The organism is Pararhizobium sp. PWRC1-1 (genome assembly GCF_049897905.1).
Taxonomy (GTDB): Bacteria; Pseudomonadota; Alphaproteobacteria; order Rhizobiales; family Rhizobiaceae; genus Pararhizobium.
Map to the genome: position 1 here is coordinate 69,111 of NZ_JAFCXE010000020.1, position 18,976 is coordinate 88,086.

Here is an 18,976-nt window from a genome sequence, read left to right on the forward strand (position 1 = left end):
CGATGCGCTCACCGACAGTCGAATTTCTTGTCACCAACCGCCGCCGCCGTGCTGGCAGGCACGCCGTTTTGCTCGCCCTGCTTTGTGCGCTCGTGCTCGCCGTCTTCGGGATCACCCTGTCGGTCGGGCAATCTTTCACGCCGCCGATGGACGTTATCCGCGTCCTGTTCGGAGAGGATGTACCCGGCACATCCTTTACTGTCGGACAGTTGCGATTGCCGCGCGCCGTCATGTCGATCCTTGCCGGCATGTGTTTCGGGCTGGGCGGCGTCGCATTCCAGATCATGCTGCGCAATCCGCTCGCCAGTCCCGACATCATCGGCATCACCGGGGGCGCTGGAGCCGCCGCCGTTTTTGCGATCGTCGTCCTGTCGATAACCGGGCCGATGGTCTCGATCCTGGCTGTTGCCGCAGGCCTGGGCGTTGCCGTTCTAGTCTACGGACTGGCGTTCCGCAACGGTATTGCCGGCACACGCCTCATCCTTGTCGGGATCGGCGTATCGGCCATGCTGCAGAGCGTGATCGCCTACATCCTGTCGTCTGCGCCCGCATGGAGCCTGCAGGAGGCGATGCGCTGGCTGACCGGCAGCGTCAACGGCGCGCAGCTTTCCCAGGCGCTGCCGCTTCTCGTCGCTCTTGCTGTGTTTGGCGGGCTTCTGCTCAGCCGCACCCGCGATCTCGAAGCGTTGCAACTGGGTGACGATACGGCCGCCGCCCTCGGGGTCCGGGTCGGCAGAACCCGCATGCTGGTCATCGTCTCCGCCGTTGGCATGATCGCGACCGCAACAGCCGTCACGGGACCGATTGCCTTCGTCGCCTTCCTGTCGGGGCCGATCGCAGCGCGCATCGTCCGTGGCAATGGATCGCTCCTCCTGCCATCGGCGCTGGCCGGTGCCATCCTCGTGCTTGCCGGCGATTACGCAGGCCAGCTTCTTTTGCCGAGCCGCTATCCGGTCGGCGTGGTAACTGGCGCTCTTGGCGCGCCCTACCTGATTTTCCTGATCGTCCGCGTCAACCGGACTGGAGGCTCCCTGTGACTGCTCATCTGCTTGCCGCCAACGGGCTATCGGCTGGTTATGACGATCGGGAAATCCTGCGGGATCTGGACCTGACGATCCCTGCGGGAAAGATCACCGTGATCGTCGGGGCCAATGCCTGCGGCAAGTCCACGCTCCTGCGCACCATGTCGCGTCTCATTTCGCCAAGGCAGGGACAGGTGCTCCTGGATGGCAAATCGATTCATCATACTCCCTCGCGCAAACTCGCCCGGACATTGGGGCTTTTGCCGCAGTCACCGGTAGCGCCCGAAGGGATCACCGTCGCCGATCTCGTCAGCCGTGGCCGGCATCCGCACCAGAGCCTGTTTTCGCGCTGGACGCGACAGGACGACGAAGCTGTGGATAGTGCACTTGCGGTGACGAAAACATTCGATCTTGCTGAGCGTCCGGTCGATGAGCTTTCCGGAGGTCAGCGCCAGCGCGTCTGGATCGCCATGGCGCTGGCCCAGCAAACCGACATCCTGCTGCTCGACGAGCCGACGACCTTTCTGGACATCAACCACCAGATCGAGGTGCTCGATCTTCTGACGGATTTGAACCTGGCGCGCGGCACGACGGTGGTCATGGTGCTGCATGATCTCAACCTGGCGGCACGCTATTCGGATTACCTCGTCGCCATGGCGGACGGGCGCGTGCATGCGTTCGGCACACCTGAAGATGTGCTGACGGAGGAGATGGTCCGGCAGGTCTTTGGATTGGAGAGCCGCATCATCACGGATCCGATGTCCGCCCGGCCGATCATGCTGCCGGTCGGCCGCCACCGGATGGCCAGTATTGAAATTGCCGCCGTGACTGGGCAAAAGGAGAAGTGCCAATGAATTCCATTCCATCGTTCAAGCTCTCGGGTACCGCCATCCCCGTCAGCACAGACCATATGCTTGACGAGATCTGCGAGCATTTTGTCGAACATGCCGATGTTGAGCGCAACAGCCACCTGGCAGTTTTGCGAAGCAAGGCTGGGATTGTCAGAATTCGTGCAGACAATGGTACATTGCTGATCGAGCTGGATTGTCCGACGCTGGAAGCGCTTCAGGCGGCCCGCACCGACATTGCGGAACATCTCTTCTACTTCGCCGGTGAGGAACCGCTGGAGTTAAACTGGACGCCGCTGCAATCCCTGCCGGCTCTGCCGAATCTCCATGAAATTACGGTGGTTTCCGCTGTGGATGTGACCCCGCACATGCGCCGGGTCATCTTTTCCTGCGCCGATGTCACGCCTTTTGCCGGCGGTGAAATGCATGTCCGCCTACTCGTTCCACCAAAAGGCAGACTGCCGGTCTGGCCGGGGTTCCGCGAGGATGGGCGCATCGCCTGGCCGGAAGGCGACGACGCGCTTCTGGTCCGGGTTTACACGATCCGCACCGTCGATATCGAGCGCGGGGAAATCTGGATAGACTTCCTGCAGCATCCGATGCCCGGCATATCCACGCCGGGCGCCGATTTTGCACGCAACGCCCGGACCGGAGAGAGGGCGGCACTTCTGGGGCCAGGCGGCGGCGGTCTGCCATCTGCACAATCCATCATTCTGATCGGCGACGAAAGCGCGCTGCCGGCCATTGCCCGCATCGCTGCCGAAGTCCCTGCGGGCACGCAAATGCGCGCTATTATCGAAGTCGAAGACAAGGCAGAAGAGCAGCCTCTCCCGACAAATGGGGAGCTTAAGGTTCGTTGGCTGCACCGATGCGATTATCCAGATCGCCAGGATCGCATTCTTTTGTCGCAAGCCAAAGCCGCTATTGCCTCCAGCGATGCCGAAACGTTCGTCTGGGCGGCCTGTGAAAAGGACGACGTCCGTGCGATTCGAGCTGTCCTCAAGGGTCGGCGGCATGACAACAAGAAAATATACGTTGCTTGGTACTGGGAACGTAGCCTCAAATGAGAACTGAAGATGCGCGCTCACTTCGCCCAGGGGCAATGCAGGACGTGAGAACCGTTCGCCAACCAAATGTGATGCTGTCTGACTTTCCGTCGACTGGATTAAGGACTGGAGCCAATCACGTTTCCATCATCATCAATTGATATCGAGCAGCGGAGTGGAGGGTTGTTGCGACGGCCCAGTACTAAGGTGACGTCTGCACGAGAGAGGCTTCAGAGGTTCGCTGAGGGTGGTCACCGATGGGCAACCCGGAGCCGGCGTGCCGATCGCCTCTGACTGACCGAAATTCAACGCGTCCCCCTGGTCGTCTGGTCTGATCGATCATTCCATACTCCCTTGATTGTCGCTGACTGTGTGAATGATCCGCACGGTTCAATGCAAATGAAGAAGCATTCGCAACTGTCAATTGTCAGAGTTATTGCGCTTGGCTAGCGTCCAGCCATTAATCAGAACAAGAATCTCGTTGTGAAACTGAAAGGCGTCCTGAGGGACGGGGCGTACACGGGACGCATCAGCCCGCCGCGAATCTAAAGATTGTCGCCATTGCCGAAGACCACCCGGATGCACGCCAATTGCACCGCCGGGCAAGGAAATCAACGCTACGGTCTCGCTCTCGACAGTGTCCAATCGCGCTGCGCTGGAACAGCAGGGCGCCGCGCATCGCCACGCCTTTGAAAGCGCCACGGCCCGATTTACCGCAGTTCCCCGCACCACGATCATCTGACTGACATTGATGCCGGCATGGAGGCGTCTGCGAGCGTGGAAGCAAACATGTCGTGCCACCCCCGATGAGATACTTAAGGAAGCGGAAGCGACGCGCACAAGTAGCTAAGGACGGCGTCCGAGATCAATTTCTTGTGCCTGTTGTATGTTCCCGGCTCCGACAGATCTCGGCGGAAGATGGTACCGAAGGTGTGACGGTTGGAAACGCGAAAGAAACAGAACGCACTGATTAGCATATGCAGGTCGATAGGGTCGATGTCGCGCCTGAAGCTTCCATCCTCCTTGCCACGCTGTAGGATCTCCTCGATGGTGCGAATGATCGACACGTTTAGGTCTTTGATCTCGCCAGACCGTTGCATGTGCGCTGCCTGGTGGATGTTTTCGATACTGACCAGCCGAACGAAGTCTGGATTGTGCTCGTCGTGATCGAAGGTGCTTGCCACCAGCGTTTTGAGAGCCGCAACCGGCGCCATGTCGCTGAGTTCGAGGTCCGCTTCAAGGGAGCGGATCTTTCGATAGGCTTTCTCCAAGACGGCAAGGTAAAGATCCTCCTTGCTGCCGAAATAATAATAGATCATTCGTTTGGACGTGCGCGTGCGTTCTGCGATCGCGTCAACGCGCCCACCAGCGAGGCCGTGGGCCGCAAACTCTTCTGTAGCGACGTTAAGAATGTCCTCCTTCGTCTTCTCCGGATCATTCTTACGCGCACTGGGCTTTAGGTTTGGCATTTTTCACAGCATCCAGATCGGCGTTCAGTAAGCAGCGCGCATACTCACCCTGCGGGTATGCGAACCATTTCACCGTCATAGGCGGATCGAGGGTTTGTTTCAACGGGTGGGTATTTGACACGAACTAGTTAGTACAATACCGTTGTTGCCGGAGTGACGATCCGGTCTTGGCCGGAACAACGGGGAGGGCCGCAGGATGCGCCGGAGTGTACGCTGCCCGCGCGGAGCGCGGTGGTAAGGATGAGCAACTCTGCCACGATCCTACGAGCAGGACTGATTGGCTCTGGTATTCAGGCGTCGCTGACGCCCGCCATGCATGTGGCTGAGGGGCACAGCCATGGCCTTGACTACCGCTACGACAAGTTCGACCTTGATCTTTTGCTCGGGGGAGCGGACCATCTCGCAGGATTGATCCAGCAGGCGGAAATTGACGGCTTCACCGGGCTTAACATTACCCATCCCTGCAAGCAGGCTGTCATACCGTTTCTGGATACGCTTTCAGACGATGCTGCCACAATCGGCGCCGTTAATAGCGTGGTGCTTCGCGCTGGCCGCCGCCATGGTCACAATACCGACTGGTGGGGTTTTGCCGAGGCGTTTAGGCAGCGACTTCCAAATGCTGACCTTAATCGCGTCGTTCAACTTGGTGCTGGAGGGGCGGGAGCGGCGACTGTCTATGCGATCCTGACACTGGGTGCCGACGCCGTCACCATCTTTGATCCCGATGTTGGCCGCGTCTCAACGCTCGTTGCCGCCATGGCTGCGCGTTTCCCATCGGCCTGTATTTCTGCCGGTAGTGATCTTGCGGCCGCGATGGCGCAAGCGTCAGGCCTGATCCATTCAACACCCACCGGCATGGCGAACTATCCCGGCCTCCCGTTAAGCGCTGAACTCCTGCACGCCCATCAATGGGTTTCGGAGGTCGTCTACTTTCCCATGGAGACCGCGCTCCTTGCTGCGGCGCGGCGGCGCGGGTGCCAGGTGGTCGATGGCGGTGGCATGGCTGTGTTTCAAGCGGTCGGTGCCTTCCAACTTTTTACGGGCAGAGAAGCGAATGCCCGGCGGATGATGCGCCATTTCATGGAACTCACCGACACTCCAACAGTAAATGAAAATCACCCGGGGGCTGCAGGATGAAGACTTCGATCGCCACGGTTTCGATCAGCGGGGAACTGCCGGACAAACTGGCGGCCATCGCAGCAGCGGGCTTCGACGGCGTCGAGATTTTCGAGAACGATTTCCTCGCCTTCGACGGTAGCCCCGCTGACGTCGGCAAGATGGTACGCGACTTTGGGCTTGAGATAACGCTGTTCCAGCCATTCCGCGACTTCGAGGGTATGCCTGAGCCGCACCGCTCTCGGACCTTCGATCGTGCAGAGCGCAAGTTCGATATTATGCAACAACTCGGTACCGACCTGGTTTTGGTGTGCTCGAACGTATCGCCGGTCGCGCTCGGCGGCATCGATCGGGCCGCTGCCGACTTTCACGAATTGGGTGAACGGGCGGCCAAACGCGGGCTGAGGGTCGGCTATGAGGCCTTGGCTTGGGGACGGCATATCTTTGATCATCGAGACGCCTGGGAGATCGTGCGCCGCGCACAGCATCCAAACATCGGCATCATCCTCGATAGTTTCCATTCGCTCGCGCGAAAAATAGATATCAATTCGATCCGATCGATCCCAAAAGAGAGCATTTTTATCGTCCAACTCGCGGACGCTCCACTGATCGACATGGACCTGCTTTACTGGAGCCGGCATTTTCGCAACATGCCGGGCGAGGGCGATCTTGCGGTCGCGGATTTCACCGCGGCAGTCGCAGAGACAGGTTATGACGGCTATTTCTCACTCGAGATCTTCAACGACCAGTTCCGCGGCGGCTCAGCGACTGCGATCGCAGTAGACGGCCAGAGGTCGCTTGTCTATCTCGGCGACCAAGTGCGTCGGCGCCCGGCATCTTCCGGCCTGACCGTGGCATCAATGCCGGAACGCATTGCTGTGACGGGCGTCGGTTTCATTGAGTTTTCCACTGATGCAGACAACGCGGCCGAGCTCACCGCGATTTTGAAAACGTTAGGCTTCCGCCGCTCCGCGCGGCATCGCTCCAAGCAGGTCGATCTCTACGAACAGGGCGCTATCCGAATTGTCGTCAATACCGAGCACGTCGGCTTCGCCAATGCCGCCTATGCTGTGCACGGCACTTCTGCCTATGCAATCGGCCTGTTGGTGGATGACGCTTCGCAAGCGATGGCGCGGGCGGTGGCACTTGGCGCGGAACCATTCAGCCAATCGGTAGACCAGGGCGAGGTCGAGGTTCCAGCGATTCGCGGTGTTGGCGGCGGGCTGCTTTATCTGCTCGACGCCAAGGCCGACCTCGGTCGCGTCTGGGACATCGAGTTCGTGGCCGTGGACGACGGCAGTGACATCGCGCCCGCCGGGCTTTCCCATGTCGACCACATCGCGCAGACAGTTGCGTATGACGAAATGCTGACCTGGCTTCTCTTTTATACTTCGATCTTTGCGGTCGAAAAGTCGCCGGTCGTCGACATCGTCGACCCATCCGGCGTGGTGCGCAGCCAGGTGATCCAGAACGGGGAGGGGTCTCTGCGCATCACCATGAATGGCGCGGAGAACCGCCGCACACTCGCCGGTCACTTTATCGCAGAGAATTTTGGTTCCGGTGTTCAGCATATCGCCTTTTCCACCAACGACATCTTCGCGGCGGCCGCAGCGCTCCGTGCAAACGGTTTTCAGCCGCTTCATATCTCGCCCAACTATTACGACGACGTCGAGGCGCGCTTTGGTCTCCATCCAGACCTAACCGAGCGGCTAAAAGCCGAGAATATCCTATATGATTGCGACGAGCACGGTGAGTATTTCCAGTTCTACAGCCCGACCTATGGCGAAGGATTTTTCTTCGAGATTGTGGAGAGGCGCAATTATCGCGGTTACGGCGCTGCGAACGCAATCTTCCGCATCGCGGCGCTGAAGAAGGACATGCGCCCCGCCGGCCTGCCGAGGAGCTGAGCGGCGGATGCCATGGTAACAAGGACGATCAGCAACGAACGGGTGGAATGCATCCTGCGCGCCGCCGATCAGCTCGGCGAGACTCCGCTGTGGTGCGACCGTGCGCAGAAACTCTGGTGGATCGACGTCGAGAAACCAAAACTCCAAAGCTTCGATCCGTCCTTTCAGTTTCACGAGATTTTTCCGGATCGTGAGGCAGCGTTTGTCGGCAGCCAGGCGCTGACGCAATCCGGCGGACACCTTTTGGCGCGGGATCTGTCGCTTGTCCTGCGCGCGCCGGATGGCACACTGGCGCCCTTTCTCGATATCGAAACCGGTCTGGACAATCGGCTCAACGACGGTCGGGTGGATCCTTGGGGTCGGCTCTGGATCGGCACGATGGACAACCAGTTACACCGGCCGAGTGGTGCGCTCTATCGGGTTGAACCCAACCGGATCGTGGAGCGCATTTTCGGCGACGTCATAGTCAGCAACGGTGTCGCCTTTTCGCCGGACCGGCGACGGTTCCATTTCACCGACACCCGGCGGTATCAAAGCTGGGTCTTCGATATGGACCCTGACGACGGAACGATTACGAACCGGCGTCTCTTCGCCGACTATTCGGCGACGGGGGAGCGGCCAGACGGTGCCTGTTTCGACGTAGACGGAGGGCTCTGGACAGCTTTTTTTGCTGGTGGCCGAGTGGTTCGCTATGCGCCGGATGGGCACATAGACACCGTCATTCCGCTGCCCGTGAGTAATCCAACCTGCGTTTGTTTCGGGGGGGCAGACTTTCGCACCCTCTACGTCACTACCGCGGCGAAATTCTTGACCGCGGAGCAACGCGGCGCCCAACCCCTAGCCGGAGGATTGTTCGCCGTCGTGGGTGTTGCACAGGGTTTTGCGGAGCATCGCTTCGCCGTCTAAAAACGATTGAAGAGCGCGTATCGCGCCATCTGGGAGGATGATCATGCTGATAACGAAACGGAATTTTCTGACAGGCTCTGTGGCAGCGCTGGCACTGTGTGCATCCGCTTTACCGGCATTCGCTGCAACGAGACTGCGCTTTGCCGATGTGACGACAGCGGATGCGCCGCGCTCGGTGGCCCTTGTCGATATCTTTGCCAAAGAGATTGGCGCGGAATACGAATTCCAGCCGTATTTCAATTCGACGTTGTTTAAGCAGGGGACCGAACTCGTCGCCGTGCAACGTGGCAATCTAGAAATGGCGATGCTGCCTCCTTCTGACTTTGCCAAGCAAGCGCCGGAGTTCGACATTCTGGGCGCGGCCTATGTCGTGCGTGACGCGGCGCACCTCAATGCGATCTTCGAAAGCGACATTGGCGAGGAATTTCGCGGGATCGCCCGAGAAAAGCTGCGTGTCGAGATTCTCGCGCCAGCATACTATGGCGCGCGCCACGTCAACCTCAAGGGCGACCGCAAGATCATGAGGCCCGAAGACCTGGCGGGCGTGAAACTGCGCATGCCCGGCGGCGAGAGCTGGCAGTTCCTGGGACAATCGATCGGCGCCAATCCGATCGCGATGGACTATGCCGAAACCTACACCGGCCTGCAGACCGGCGCGATCGACGCGCAGGACAATCCCCTGCCGAACAACAAATTGATGAAGTTCCACGAGGTGACGAACCAGATCGTGCTGACCGGCCACAATATAGGTTTCGGTCTGCTGCTGGTCAGTTCTGGGGTCTTCGACGCTCTTTCGCCCGAGGCACAACAGCGCATGCGAGATGCCGCGAAGAAAGGTTTTGCATGGAGCACCAAGGAGTACCTGAAGCAGGAGGCCGAACTGGTCGGTTTCTTCAAGCAGCAGGGGCTTGACGTCTACGAGCCTGACGTCGCCGCTTTCCGTGCGTATGCGCAGGAACAGTATCTGAAGTCTTCGCTCTCGGCCTCCTGGCCGGCGGGCATGTTAGACCGCATCAATGGCCTCTAACATGCAGCCGGGATCTCAGCAAATACGACCGCTCTTCATGACATGGTCTATGCCGCTCCTGACATGATGCTTCAATGTGGCGCGCGCGCCGTCGGTGTCGCGCAACATCGCCAGTTCGAAGAGTTGCCGGTGGTCGTCCGTGACCGGCTTGCCGCGGAAGCTCCGGGCCAAAAGGTGATAGCGCAGGAAGCGGTCGAAAGTGGAGGACAGGGCATCCATCAGCACGGCCGAACCACAGGCGGAGGCAAGAGACTGATGAAACTCCCAGTCGTAGCGTACCCAGTCGACGGTCCGCTGGAGATCACCTTCCAAAAGCCGTCGCTCAACTGCGGATAATTTGTGGTGGGCGGAGACGACGCGTGCCTCCCAATCGAGGTCGCCTGCCTCGAAGGACAAGCTGATGGCGTGAGCTTCGAGCAGTAGACGAAGGTCACCGAGGTTTTCCAATTCCCCAACCGAGACCGGCGCCACCTCAAAGCCACGCTGCCCCTCGGCAACGACAAGATTTTCGGAGGCGAGACGCGACAGCGTTTCGCGCAGGGTGGAGACGCTAACGGCATAGCGGTCCTTCAATTGCTCCAGCTTCAGTTTCTGCCCGGGAGCGAGAGAGCCGGCAATAATGTCCCGACGGATAAGACGAAAAGCGAGTTCGCCGGCGGTTTCCTGTCGATCGATTTCGTAGCGGTTCATAGCACCTCCTTCTACGCGATCTATATCTGATAAACAAAGAAATCTATGACAAAAGTTATTTGACAGGGCATATTTGAACAGCAACATTCCCTGGAGACCAATAGACAAGGCGCATTTGACATAAACGAACTATTTCGTACAATATTGGAGATGCCGTGTTCCGGGAGGGAAAACGGTTTGGCGGAGAGCCGACGGCAGAGCCGGACGGCCAGTGGAGGACAATCACATGACGTTCGAATTGACACGACGCTATTTCTTGGGCGCGACAGTCGCCGTCTCTATGGCGTTGGGCCTGCCGGCATTCGCGCAGGACAAGCCGACTCTCAAATTTTCTGCGGTTTTTTCAGAGCAGGACATCCGCGCAGAGATGACCAAGTCCTTCGCCGAAGCGATCAAAGACAATTTCACGCTAGAACCCTTTTACGGCGGTACGCTATTCAAACAGGGTACTGAACTCGTCGCGCTGCAGCGTGGCAACCTGCAAATGGGTAACATCGCTCCGCAGGACATTTCCAACCAGATACCGGAATGGTCGGTCCTGACATCCGCCTATCTCTTCCGCGACGCGGCCCATGTGACGGCGTTCTTCAACAGCGAGACAGGCGCGCAATTCAAGAAAATGGCTGAAGACCAGCTCGGCGTACACATTCTCGGCCCGACTTATTTCGGAGCGCGCCAAGTTGGCCTAAAGTCGGACAAGAAGATTTCCACTCCTGCGGACATGGCCGGAATCAAACTGCGCATGCCAGGTGGTGACGCCTGGCAGTTTCTTGGTACGGCACTTGGCGCGAACCCGACACCGATGGCCTATGCGGAAGTCTACACCGGCCTTCAGACCGGCGCGATCGACGGGCAGGACAACCCGCTTCCGAACGTCAAGAACATGAAGTTTTATGAAGTCATGTCGCAGGTCGTGCTCACGTCGCACCTCATCGGTTACGACCTTCTGACGATTTCCAGCAAGGTCTGGAATGACATGACGCCAGTACAGCAGACTGCCTTCCAGGCCGCTGCCGATAAGGCGATGGCCTGGAGCCAGGAACAGCACCTTGCCCAGGAAAAGGCACTGATGGATGAGTTCAAGGCTGCTGGCCTTAAGATCTACGAGCCGGATGTCGCCGCCTTCCGCAAATTCGCACAGGAAAAGTACCTTGCCTCCGAACTTGCCAAGTCGTGGCCCAAGGGCATTCTTGAAACGGTTGCCGGCCTTTAAGCTGGACAAATGCCCTGCTGCGAGGAGTTGGGCACGGCCACAGGTTTTCTGCCCGACCGCGCATATTCGGCCGGGCAGGACCATGCGAACTAAGGGGGGATCCCATGTCCGAAAGATACAATGCGCTCGGCCAATGGCTGCGGGGTCGAGCGGAGAACATTCTTGCCTTCATGCTTTTCGGTATGTTCGCGGTGTTCCTGCTGCAGATCGTCTTTCGGTACGGCCTCAACCTGTCGATCGGCTGGACGCATGAGGTCAGCGTGGCGCTGTGGATCTGGATCGTGCTCTTCGGCTCAGCTTTCGTCGTGCGCGAAAGCGAGGAGATCCGCTTCGACTTCTTTTGGGCAGGCGCATCTGACCGGGCACGCCGCGTCATGACAATCATCATTGCGGTTGCATTGATCGTGGCGTTCGGTGTCTCGCTGCCGGCGGTCATCGACTATGTGAGCTTTATGAAGGTCGAGAAGACGGCCTATCTGAAGATCCGCTTCGACTATCTCTATTCCATCTACGTCGTTTTCGCCGTGGCGATGATCGTTCGCTACATGTGGCTCGGCATACAGTCCATCCGTGGTAAGGCTCCCGAAGCCTTTGATCCCACCAAGGCGAGCTCCGGCGTATGAACCTTACCAGTCCTTTCTCACTCGCCATCGTCGCCATCACGGCGCTGGCATTTCTTGGCCTGCCCATCGGGCTGTCGATGATGGTCGGCTCCATTTTGTATCTCTTCATGAGCGGTGCGGACATGGGCACGGTCGCCGAGCAATTTCTGAACGGCATGTATTCGAATTATATCATCCTCGCCGTTCCACTTTTTGTGCTGGCAGCCGAGTTCATGAACATCGGCTCGATGACCGAAAGACTGCTGACCTTCTGCAACGTGCTGGTCGGCCGGTTCCGTGGGGGCCTTGCCCAGGTAAATGTCGTGCAGAGCATTGTTTTTGCCGGCATGTCCGGCTCGGCGATCGCCGACGCAGCAGGAAGCGGCAAGATGATGCAGAACATGATGACCAGGGATGGCCGCTATACCCCAAGCTACGCGGCGGCGCTGACGGCGGTAACATCCGTCATCGGGCCGATCATCCCGCCATCAATTCCTATGGTCATCTATGCGCTCGTGTCCGATGCCTCGATCGGATACCTCTTCCTCGCCGGCATGGTACCCGGCCTGCTGATGGCTGCGTTGCAGATGATGCAGGTGGCGATTACAGCCCGCCGCAAGAACTTCCCCGTCGAGGAAGCGGTTCCGCTTCGTGAGATCCCTATGATCACCTGGCGGGCGTTTCCGGCTCTGATGATGCCGGTGGTGCTGCTCGGCTGCATCTACAGCGGCATTACCACGCCGACCGAGGCGGCCGCCCTTGCCTCAGCTTATGCACTGGTCATCTCCATTGTCATCTATCGCAGCATTTCGTTCGCAGCCTTCTACGATGCGCTGAAGGTGAGCTCGAAAACCACCGCGTCCATCGGCATGCTGATCGCTGGCTCGCTGGTCTTTAACTACGTAGTGACGGTGGAGAACATTCCCGACAGTCTGCGCGTGGTCATGACGAGCTGGGACCTGTCGCCGACCGGCTTCCTGATCCTCGTCAACGTCATCCTGCTGCTGCTCGGCTGTGTTCTTGAAGGCACCGCGATCCTTCTCATTATCGTTCCCGTCTTCATCCCGACCGCGCAGGCGCTCGGCATCGACATGGTACATTTCGGGGTAATGGTTGTCGTCAACATCATGCTCGGGCTGATAACTCCACCCTACGGGCTGCTGCTTTTTATTATGACGAACATCTCGGGCGCTCCCGTAAAGGACATCATCGGCGACGCACTGCCGTTCCTCTTCTGGATGATTGTCTGCCTGCTTCTCATCACCTTTATCCCAGACATGGTCCTTTGGTTGCCGAGAATGTTCGGATACCAGGGCTGAGAAACGAGAACATTATGACGGACGTGAAACCACTCTATATTCTTAACGGTCCAAACCTTAACCGGTTGGGAAAGCGCGAACCGGAAATCTACGGTCACACCACCCTGTCCGAAATAGAGGAATGGTGCCGCGAGGCCGCCGGCCAGCGGCCGGTCGAGTTCCGCCAGACAAATAGTGAAGAACGTCTGATCGAGTGGGTCCATGAGGCAATCGATGAAGGTGCGGCGATCATCATTAATCCCGCTGCGTTCACCTTCACCTCGATTGCATTGCTCGACGCGCTGAAAATGTTCAACGGGCCGATCATCGAGTTTCATATTTCGAATGTGCACAAACGGGAACCAATCTACCATCGCTCTTACGTCTCGATGACGGCGACTTCTGTTATGGCGGGGCTCGGTGCCAAGGGCTACCCTGTGGCCGTGAGGGCAATAGAGATGTTGATCGAGGAGACTTCTGACTGAATTGCAGACGTGGACCGTAACCTGGATCCTCAATGGCGGGAACGGCGCAGCCCCCTCCCTTTCGGGACAATGTCGACGCGCAATCGCGATGTGGCTATTCAAATAGCTCGCGGTTTGCAGATTCAATCTCGGGTAGATCCTTAAGAATCCCGTTAAGATGCGCGCGCATGGCATCGGCTGCGCCTTCAGCATTGCGCGCGTCAATCGCTGTCACAATTTTTTCGTGCTGCTCGATGAGGTTGTTCATTGAAGTGGGATTGCGGAGCTGCAGATTGCAGACTCTGTCCATATGCGCCTTGATGTCCGAAATTGCATTCCATGCAAGGCCGCAGCCGGCGCCCTCTGCGATCGCAATGTGAAACTGCTCATCCTCCCGCCGGAAAGCATTGTGGTCGTGCTCGTTCATCGCCACTCTTTGCCGCTGCAAGATGCTGTCGATCTTTTTGCGTGTCCAGGTGTCGAAGCTTTCGCTGGCGCGCCGCGCTACAGCAACTTCAATCGCCTCACGTACAAACCGGGCTTCCATCATCTGACGGGCTGAAATACGGACCACAACGGTTCCCCGATTGGGCCGGATTTCAACGAGCTTGGATTTTGCAAGTGCAATCAGTGCCTCCCGGACAGGTTGCCTGGACACGCCCAGCCGCGAGGCAATCTCCTGCTCTGACAAACGGGATCCGGGCGCAAGGTCGAGACGAATGATCGCCTCGCGCAGGTCACGCTCGATCTGAGCTGCCGTCGTTTCCCCAGTCTCAATTTTCAATGTTTCAAGGTTCATGCTTTTCGCTGCCGCCATCTCGTTGACATCTATTTATAACCACCATACAGTACCATACACATTAGCAGCAACACAAGCGCGGCACTCAATACGCTGGCTGGAATGAGGGAGCCGGGACGGAAATCCCGGTTGGTTGATGACGATACAGAGCAATTTCATAACTCCAGATTCTAGTGATCCGCGCTTGCAGAGTAAATCCCGCTACCGGATGCTTGTCGATGGCAAATCGGTGGATGCGACTTCTGGTAAAACCATCGATCGCGTCAGCCCAGGTCATGCTGGCATCGTGGTCGGCACGTGGCCCGATGCGTCCGCCGATGATGTTCGTGCCGCCATTGCCGCTGCCCGTCGGGCCTTCGATACGGGGCCCTGGCCACGGATGTCGGGGGCTGAACGGTCACGCCTGATGTTCAAGACAGCAGAGCTCATCCTCGCCAATGTGGAAGAGATCGCTCTGATCGAAAGCCTTGAGGTTGGTAAACCGATCGCTCAGGCACGCGGCGAAATCACCTTCTGCGCCGATCTGTGGTCCTATGCGGCCGGCCAGGCGCGAGCGCTGGAGGGCCAGACCCACAACAATATCGGCGACAACCGCCTTGGCTTGGTGCTCAGGGAACCTGTCGGTGTCGTCGGCATCATCACGCCGTGGAACTTCCCCTTCATCATCGCCTCAGAGCGGGTGCCGTGGGCGATTGGCGGCGGCTGCACGGTGGTGCTTAAACCATCCGAGTTCACCTCCGGTACCTCTATCCGAATGGCGGAACTGGCCCGCGAGGCCGGCATTCCCGACGGGGTCTTCAATGTCGTCACCGGTTACGGCGATCCGGCGGGTCAGGTCCTGGCAGAAGATCCCGGGACCGACATGATTGCCTTCACCGGCTCTGTCAGGGTCGGCACCAAGCTCGGCGAAATCGCCGCCCGCAGCGTCAAACGCGTCGGCCTGGAACTGGGCGGCAAGGGGCCGCAGATCGTTTTTGCCGACGCGGACCTGGAAGCGGCGGCTGACGGCATCGCTTACGGCGTCTACCACAATGCCGGCCAGTGCTGCATTTCCGGCAGCCGGCTTCTGGTGCAGGAGGGGATCCGCGACGCGCTGATGGAGCGTCTGCTCGATATTTCCCGCAAGGTCACGTTCGGCGATCCGCTCAACGAGCGGACGAAGATCGGCGCCATGATCTCGGAAGCCCATGCCGCCAAGGTGCATTCCTATGTCGAGGCAGGGCAGGCCGAGGGCGCCGAACTGCTGCTCGGCGGAACGCGGGTCGGGCAGGGTTCCGGGCTCTACTACCCGCCAACCGTGTTTTCCGGCGTCACTCCCGACATGTCGATCGCCCGGGAGGAAATCTTCGGTCCGGTCCTGTCGACGCTGACGTTCAAAACGGCCGATGAGGCGGTCGCCCTGGCAAACGCCTCGGAGTTCGGTCTGTCGGCCAGCGTCTGGTCTACCAATCTGGAAAATGCGCTTCAGAGCATCCGGCGGATTCGGGCCGGACGGTGCTGGATCAACAGCGTCATCGACGGTGCGCCGGAGCTGCCGATCGGCGGCTACAAGAAGAGCGGTCTCGGGAGGGAACTCGGCCGCTACGGTTTTGACGAGTATTCGCAGTTCAAGGGCATTCACGTGACCTTGGGCCGGCCGGATCCTTGGTTCGGGTGACATTGCTCACCGGAAACTGAGGCAGAGGAGGAAAAACTCGGCTGGCGCGATCTTTGGTCGGAGCTCGCCAGCCGAGACATGGGTCTTTTGACCCCTATTGCACATCCAAAGGGAGGATACGCAAATGAAATTGACCAGACTAAAAACCGCAATGCTTGCGGCGTGCGCAGCTATGGCTTTCACATCCACCGCCGTGGCGGCCGACGTCAAGGCGACGATGATCATCTACCTCGATCCGAGTGTCCAGTTCTTTAACCCCGTCGTCAAAGGCGCACAAGATGCTGCGGCACAGTTCGGCGTCGATCTCGACGTACAATATGCCAACAACGATCCGATTCGCCAGAACGACCTGATCGAAAGCGCCACCGTTAGCGGCGTCGACGGCATCGCCGTTGCGATCTCCTCGTCGGACGCTTTCGATGCCAGCATCTGCGCCGCCGTCAAGGCCGGCATCATCGTCATTGGTTTCAATAATGACGATCTCGACGGTGCCAAAGGCAATTGCCGCCAGGCCTATGTCGGTATGGACGAATTCGCCTCGGGTTATGAGCTCGGCAATCGCATGATTGCGCAGTTCGGCCTGAAGGAAGGCGACATGGTCTTCAACCCGCGCGAAATTCCTGAAGCCAGCTTCGCGGTCGCGCGTGGCGGCGGCATCGAAAAGGCGATGAAGGAAAAGGGCATCAAGGTGGAGACGGTCAAGTCCGGTCTCGATCCGGCCGAAGCGCAGAACATTCTCGCTCAGTTTCTCATCGCCAACCCCAACACCAAGGCTTTGTTCGGCACCGGCTCGGTCACCTCGACCGTGGGAGCAGGCGCTATCAAGGATGCCGGCATTAACATTCCGTTCGGCGGCTTCGATCTTGCCGTCGAGATCGTGAACGCGGTGGAATCCGGTGCCATGTTCGCGACAATGGACCAGCAACCCTACCTTCAGGGCTACTATCCGATCGCCCAGATCGCACTGGCGAAGAAATACGGCCTGACGCCGACGGACATCGACACCGGCCAGGGCGCCTTCCTCGACAAGTCGCGCATCAGCTCGGTCAAGCCGCTGATCGGTAGCTACCGATAAGCGTCACGCTTGAAGACCTTCCGGCGAGGGCCGGAAGGTCAATCGCGATCCCTGGAACAGAGTAACGACAGTGACCTACGCCATGACCGACACAGCCGTGCCGAAATCGCGCACGAAAAAACAATCGCTGCTGAAGCAGATCATGACCATGCCGGCCGGAGCCATTCTCCTGGTCTTCGCGACCCTGCAGATTGTCTGCATCGCCGGCGCGCTCGCTTATCCCGACGACTTTCGATACCTCTCGCCGCAAAATTTGACGATCTTGATGAAGGCCATTCCGGTGCTCGGATGCCTGGCGCTCGGCGCCGGCATCCTGATGATTGCCGGCGAGTTCGACCTATCGATCGGTTCGGTCTATACTTTGACAGCTGTCCTGATGGCGAGCCTTGTCGACGGCGGCATGAGCGCCTTCATCGCTGCACCGCTCGGTATTCTGCTGGGCGTAATGATCGGCCTTCTCAACGGCACGATCACCCTGCGCTTCGGTTTGCCGTCTTTCATCGTCACGCTCGGGGGCCTCTTGTTCTGGCGCGGCGCCGTCCTGCTCTATAACGGCGCCGTCCAGGTTCGGTTCGATCCGGAACCTGCTTTTTCCAGCTTATTTGCAGGGACACTTTTCGGCATCAACGCGGCCTTCGTCTGGATCGTCCTGTTTGTCATCGGTTTCTATCTGCTGCTGCACCGTCACAAGTTCGGCAACCATGTGTTTGCCACCGGCGGCAACCCTGCTGCGGCAACCGCGATCGGCATCAATACCGATCGCGTCAAGATGATAGCCTTTGCCATTGCCGGCGGTATGGCGGCGGTTGCAGGCATCCTCGCCACATCGCGAGTCGGCAGCGTACAGCCGGGGCAAGGTGCCGGTCTCGAACTGCAGGCGATTGCCGCTTGCGTCATAGGCGGACTTTCGCTGCGCGGCGGCCGCGGCTCGATCATCGGCATTTTCCTTGGCGTCATGCTGATCCACACCATCACAGATGTTCTCCTTCTCTTGAGAGCGCCAGGCTTCTATCTCGACATGTTCATCGCAACGCTGATCGTTGTCGCTGCCGCCTTCAACCATCTTATCGAACGCCGGGGGGCTGCATGATGTCCGCACCCAATCTTCTCGAACTGCACAATATCTCCAAGAGTTTTGGCGCGCTGACGGCGCTGCGGGATCTGAGCTTCCACATCGGTCCGAACGAAATCGTCGGTCTCCTCGGCGACAACGGCGCCGGCAAGTCGACCACGGTCAACCTGATTTCGGGGATCCATAAGCCGACCTCCGGCCATCTCAGCGTCGACGGCAAAAAGACGATGTTCACCTGCCGCTCCGATTCTGCCGATGCCGGCATCGAGACCATCTACCAGAACACCGCGCTGGTGGATTCGCTGTCGATCACTCGCAACATTTTCATGGGGCGCGAGCGGACCAATGCCTTCGGCTTCCTGAAGCAGGGGGAGATGCGCGATATCGCGATGGAAGTTCTGGAGAAAGCAGTCCACATCTCAGGTATTGATTCGCCTGACAAACTGGTCGGAGACCTCTCCGGCGGTCAGAAGCAGGCCGTCGCCATCGCCCGCGCCGTCTTCTTCAAGCGCCGGGTGCTGCTTCTCGACGAACCGACTTCGGCGCTGTCTGTGCGCGAAACCGAGGCGTTGCTCGCGCAGGTGCTGAAGCTGAAGACGGAGGGCGTGTCGAGTGTACTGGTGACGCACAATCTCTACCACGCCTACCAGGTCTGCGACCGGTTCGTGATCATGAGCCATGGGACAAAGGTGTTCGATGTGAACAAGGCGGATACAAGCATCAGCCAACTTACCGAATATGTCGTCCTCACCTGATCCTTCCATC

At 58.8% G+C, this 18,976-nt stretch carries 18 protein-coding genes and 1 pseudogene; 16 read left to right on the top strand and 3 right to left on the bottom strand.

Annotated features, from left to right (window positions below):
* Positions 1-2 precede the first annotated feature (2 nt).
* The 4 genes and pseudogenes from ACP7E0_RS25610 to ACP7E0_RS25625 form a co-directional block, all read left to right on the top strand.
* The gene (locus ACP7E0_RS25610) at positions 3-1,037 is read left to right on the top strand and encodes a FecCD family ABC transporter permease (protein WP_426129020.1); all 1,035 of its coding nucleotides are present in this window, start codon (positions 3-5) and stop codon (positions 1,035-1,037) included.
* A complete protein-coding gene (locus ACP7E0_RS25615) occupies positions 1,034-1,876 on the top strand; it encodes an ABC transporter ATP-binding protein (RefSeq protein ID WP_426129022.1) in 843 nt (280 codons plus the stop codon). The genes ACP7E0_RS25610 and ACP7E0_RS25615 overlap by 4 nt, the downstream gene beginning before the upstream one ends.
* Positions 1,873-2,937: a DUF2218 domain-containing protein gene (locus ACP7E0_RS25620; protein ID WP_426129024.1), complete on the top strand. Its 1,065-nt coding sequence runs from the start codon at positions 1,873-1,875 to the stop codon at positions 2,935-2,937. Before ACP7E0_RS25615 ends, ACP7E0_RS25620 begins: the two co-directional genes overlap by 4 nt.
* 438 nt (positions 2,938-3,375) lie before the next feature.
* A pseudogene (locus ACP7E0_RS25625) lies at positions 3,376-3,675 on the top strand (transcriptional repressor); the annotation flags it as partial.
* A gap of 56 nt (positions 3,676-3,731) precedes the next feature.
* Here ACP7E0_RS25625 and ACP7E0_RS25630 read toward each other — a convergent pair.
* Positions 3,732-4,385 carry a TetR/AcrR family transcriptional regulator gene (locus tag ACP7E0_RS25630; RefSeq protein ID WP_426129026.1) on the bottom strand — a complete coding sequence of 218 codons (654 nt, stop codon included), beginning with the start codon at positions 4,383-4,385 and terminating at the stop codon, positions 3,732-3,734.
* 240 nt (positions 4,386-4,625) lie between these two features.
* Here ACP7E0_RS25630 and ACP7E0_RS25635 point away from each other — a divergent pair, with 240 nt between their 5' ends.
* From ACP7E0_RS25635 to dctP (ACP7E0_RS25650), 4 genes are all read left to right on the top strand, one after another.
* Positions 4,626-5,522: a shikimate dehydrogenase gene (locus ACP7E0_RS25635; protein WP_426129028.1), complete on the top strand. Its 897-nt coding sequence runs from the start codon at positions 4,626-4,628 to the stop codon at positions 5,520-5,522.
* Positions 5,519-7,408, top strand: coding sequence for a bifunctional sugar phosphate isomerase/epimerase/4-hydroxyphenylpyruvate dioxygenase family protein (locus tag ACP7E0_RS25640; RefSeq protein ID WP_426129030.1), 1,890 nt, complete (start codon positions 5,519-5,521; stop codon positions 7,406-7,408). The genes ACP7E0_RS25635 and ACP7E0_RS25640 overlap by 4 nt, the downstream gene beginning before the upstream one ends.
* Positions 7,409-7,420: 12 nt before the next feature.
* Positions 7,421-8,314 carry an SMP-30/gluconolactonase/LRE family protein gene (locus tag ACP7E0_RS25645; RefSeq protein WP_426129032.1) on the top strand — a complete coding sequence of 298 codons (894 nt, stop codon included), beginning with the start codon at positions 7,421-7,423 and terminating at the stop codon, positions 8,312-8,314.
* A gap of 79 nt (positions 8,315-8,393) precedes the next feature.
* Positions 8,394-9,341: a TRAP transporter substrate-binding protein DctP gene (gene dctP / locus ACP7E0_RS25650; RefSeq protein ID WP_426129034.1), complete on the top strand. Its 948-nt coding sequence runs from the start codon at positions 8,394-8,396 to the stop codon at positions 9,339-9,341.
* A 15-nt stretch (positions 9,342-9,356) separates the two neighbouring features.
* Here dctP (ACP7E0_RS25650) and ACP7E0_RS25655 read toward each other — a convergent pair whose 3' ends face one another.
* Entirely contained in the window at positions 9,357-10,031 is a 675-nt protein-coding gene (locus ACP7E0_RS25655) for a GntR family transcriptional regulator (RefSeq protein WP_426129036.1), read from the bottom strand.
* Between the two features lie 226 nt (positions 10,032-10,257).
* Between ACP7E0_RS25655 and dctP (ACP7E0_RS25660) the strand changes: the two genes are divergently transcribed.
* The 4 genes from dctP (ACP7E0_RS25660) to ACP7E0_RS25675 all read left to right on the top strand — a co-directional run bounded on the left by dctP (ACP7E0_RS25660) (position 10,258) and on the right by ACP7E0_RS25675 (position 13,629).
* Positions 10,258-11,244, top strand: coding sequence for a TRAP transporter substrate-binding protein DctP (gene dctP, locus ACP7E0_RS25660; protein WP_426129038.1), 987 nt, complete (start codon positions 10,258-10,260; stop codon positions 11,242-11,244).
* A 104-nt stretch (positions 11,245-11,348) separates the two neighbouring features.
* A complete protein-coding gene (locus ACP7E0_RS25665) occupies positions 11,349-11,867 on the top strand; it encodes a TRAP transporter small permease (RefSeq protein WP_426129040.1) in 519 nt (172 codons plus the stop codon).
* The gene (locus tag ACP7E0_RS25670; RefSeq protein ID WP_426129042.1) at positions 11,864-13,165 is read left to right on the top strand and encodes a TRAP transporter large permease; all 1,302 of its coding nucleotides are present in this window, start codon (positions 11,864-11,866) and stop codon (positions 13,163-13,165) included. Before ACP7E0_RS25665 ends, ACP7E0_RS25670 begins: the two co-directional genes overlap by 4 nt.
* Before the next feature lie 14 nt (positions 13,166-13,179).
* The gene (locus tag ACP7E0_RS25675; protein WP_426129044.1) at positions 13,180-13,629 is read left to right on the top strand and encodes a type II 3-dehydroquinate dehydratase; all 450 of its coding nucleotides are present in this window, start codon (positions 13,180-13,182) and stop codon (positions 13,627-13,629) included.
* 94 nt (positions 13,630-13,723) lie between these two features.
* On the opposite strand, the gene ACP7E0_RS25680 is transcribed toward ACP7E0_RS25675, so the two are convergent.
* Positions 13,724-14,425: a GntR family transcriptional regulator gene (locus tag ACP7E0_RS25680; protein WP_426129046.1), complete on the bottom strand. Its 702-nt coding sequence runs from the start codon at positions 14,423-14,425 to the stop codon at positions 13,724-13,726.
* Between the two features lie 124 nt (positions 14,426-14,549).
* On the opposite strand from ACP7E0_RS25680, the gene ACP7E0_RS25685 reads away from it, so the two are divergent.
* From ACP7E0_RS25685 to ACP7E0_RS25700, 4 genes are all read left to right on the top strand, one after another.
* The gene (locus tag ACP7E0_RS25685; protein WP_426129119.1) at positions 14,550-16,064 is read left to right on the top strand and encodes an aldehyde dehydrogenase family protein; all 1,515 of its coding nucleotides are present in this window, start codon (positions 14,550-14,552) and stop codon (positions 16,062-16,064) included.
* Positions 16,065-16,188: 124 nt separating this feature from the next.
* The gene (locus tag ACP7E0_RS25690) at positions 16,189-17,139 is read left to right on the top strand and encodes a substrate-binding domain-containing protein (protein ID WP_426129048.1); all 951 of its coding nucleotides are present in this window, start codon (positions 16,189-16,191) and stop codon (positions 17,137-17,139) included.
* An 82-nt stretch (positions 17,140-17,221) separates the two neighbouring features.
* The gene (locus ACP7E0_RS25695) at positions 17,222-18,229 is read left to right on the top strand and encodes an ABC transporter permease (RefSeq protein WP_426129050.1); all 1,008 of its coding nucleotides are present in this window, start codon (positions 17,222-17,224) and stop codon (positions 18,227-18,229) included.
* Complete coding sequence (locus tag ACP7E0_RS25700; RefSeq protein ID WP_426129120.1) at positions 18,229-18,966, top strand: ATP-binding cassette domain-containing protein; 738 nt, start codon at positions 18,229-18,231, stop codon at positions 18,964-18,966. Before ACP7E0_RS25695 ends, ACP7E0_RS25700 begins: the two co-directional genes overlap by 1 nt.
* The last annotated feature ends 10 nt before the right edge of the window (positions 18,967-18,976 follow it).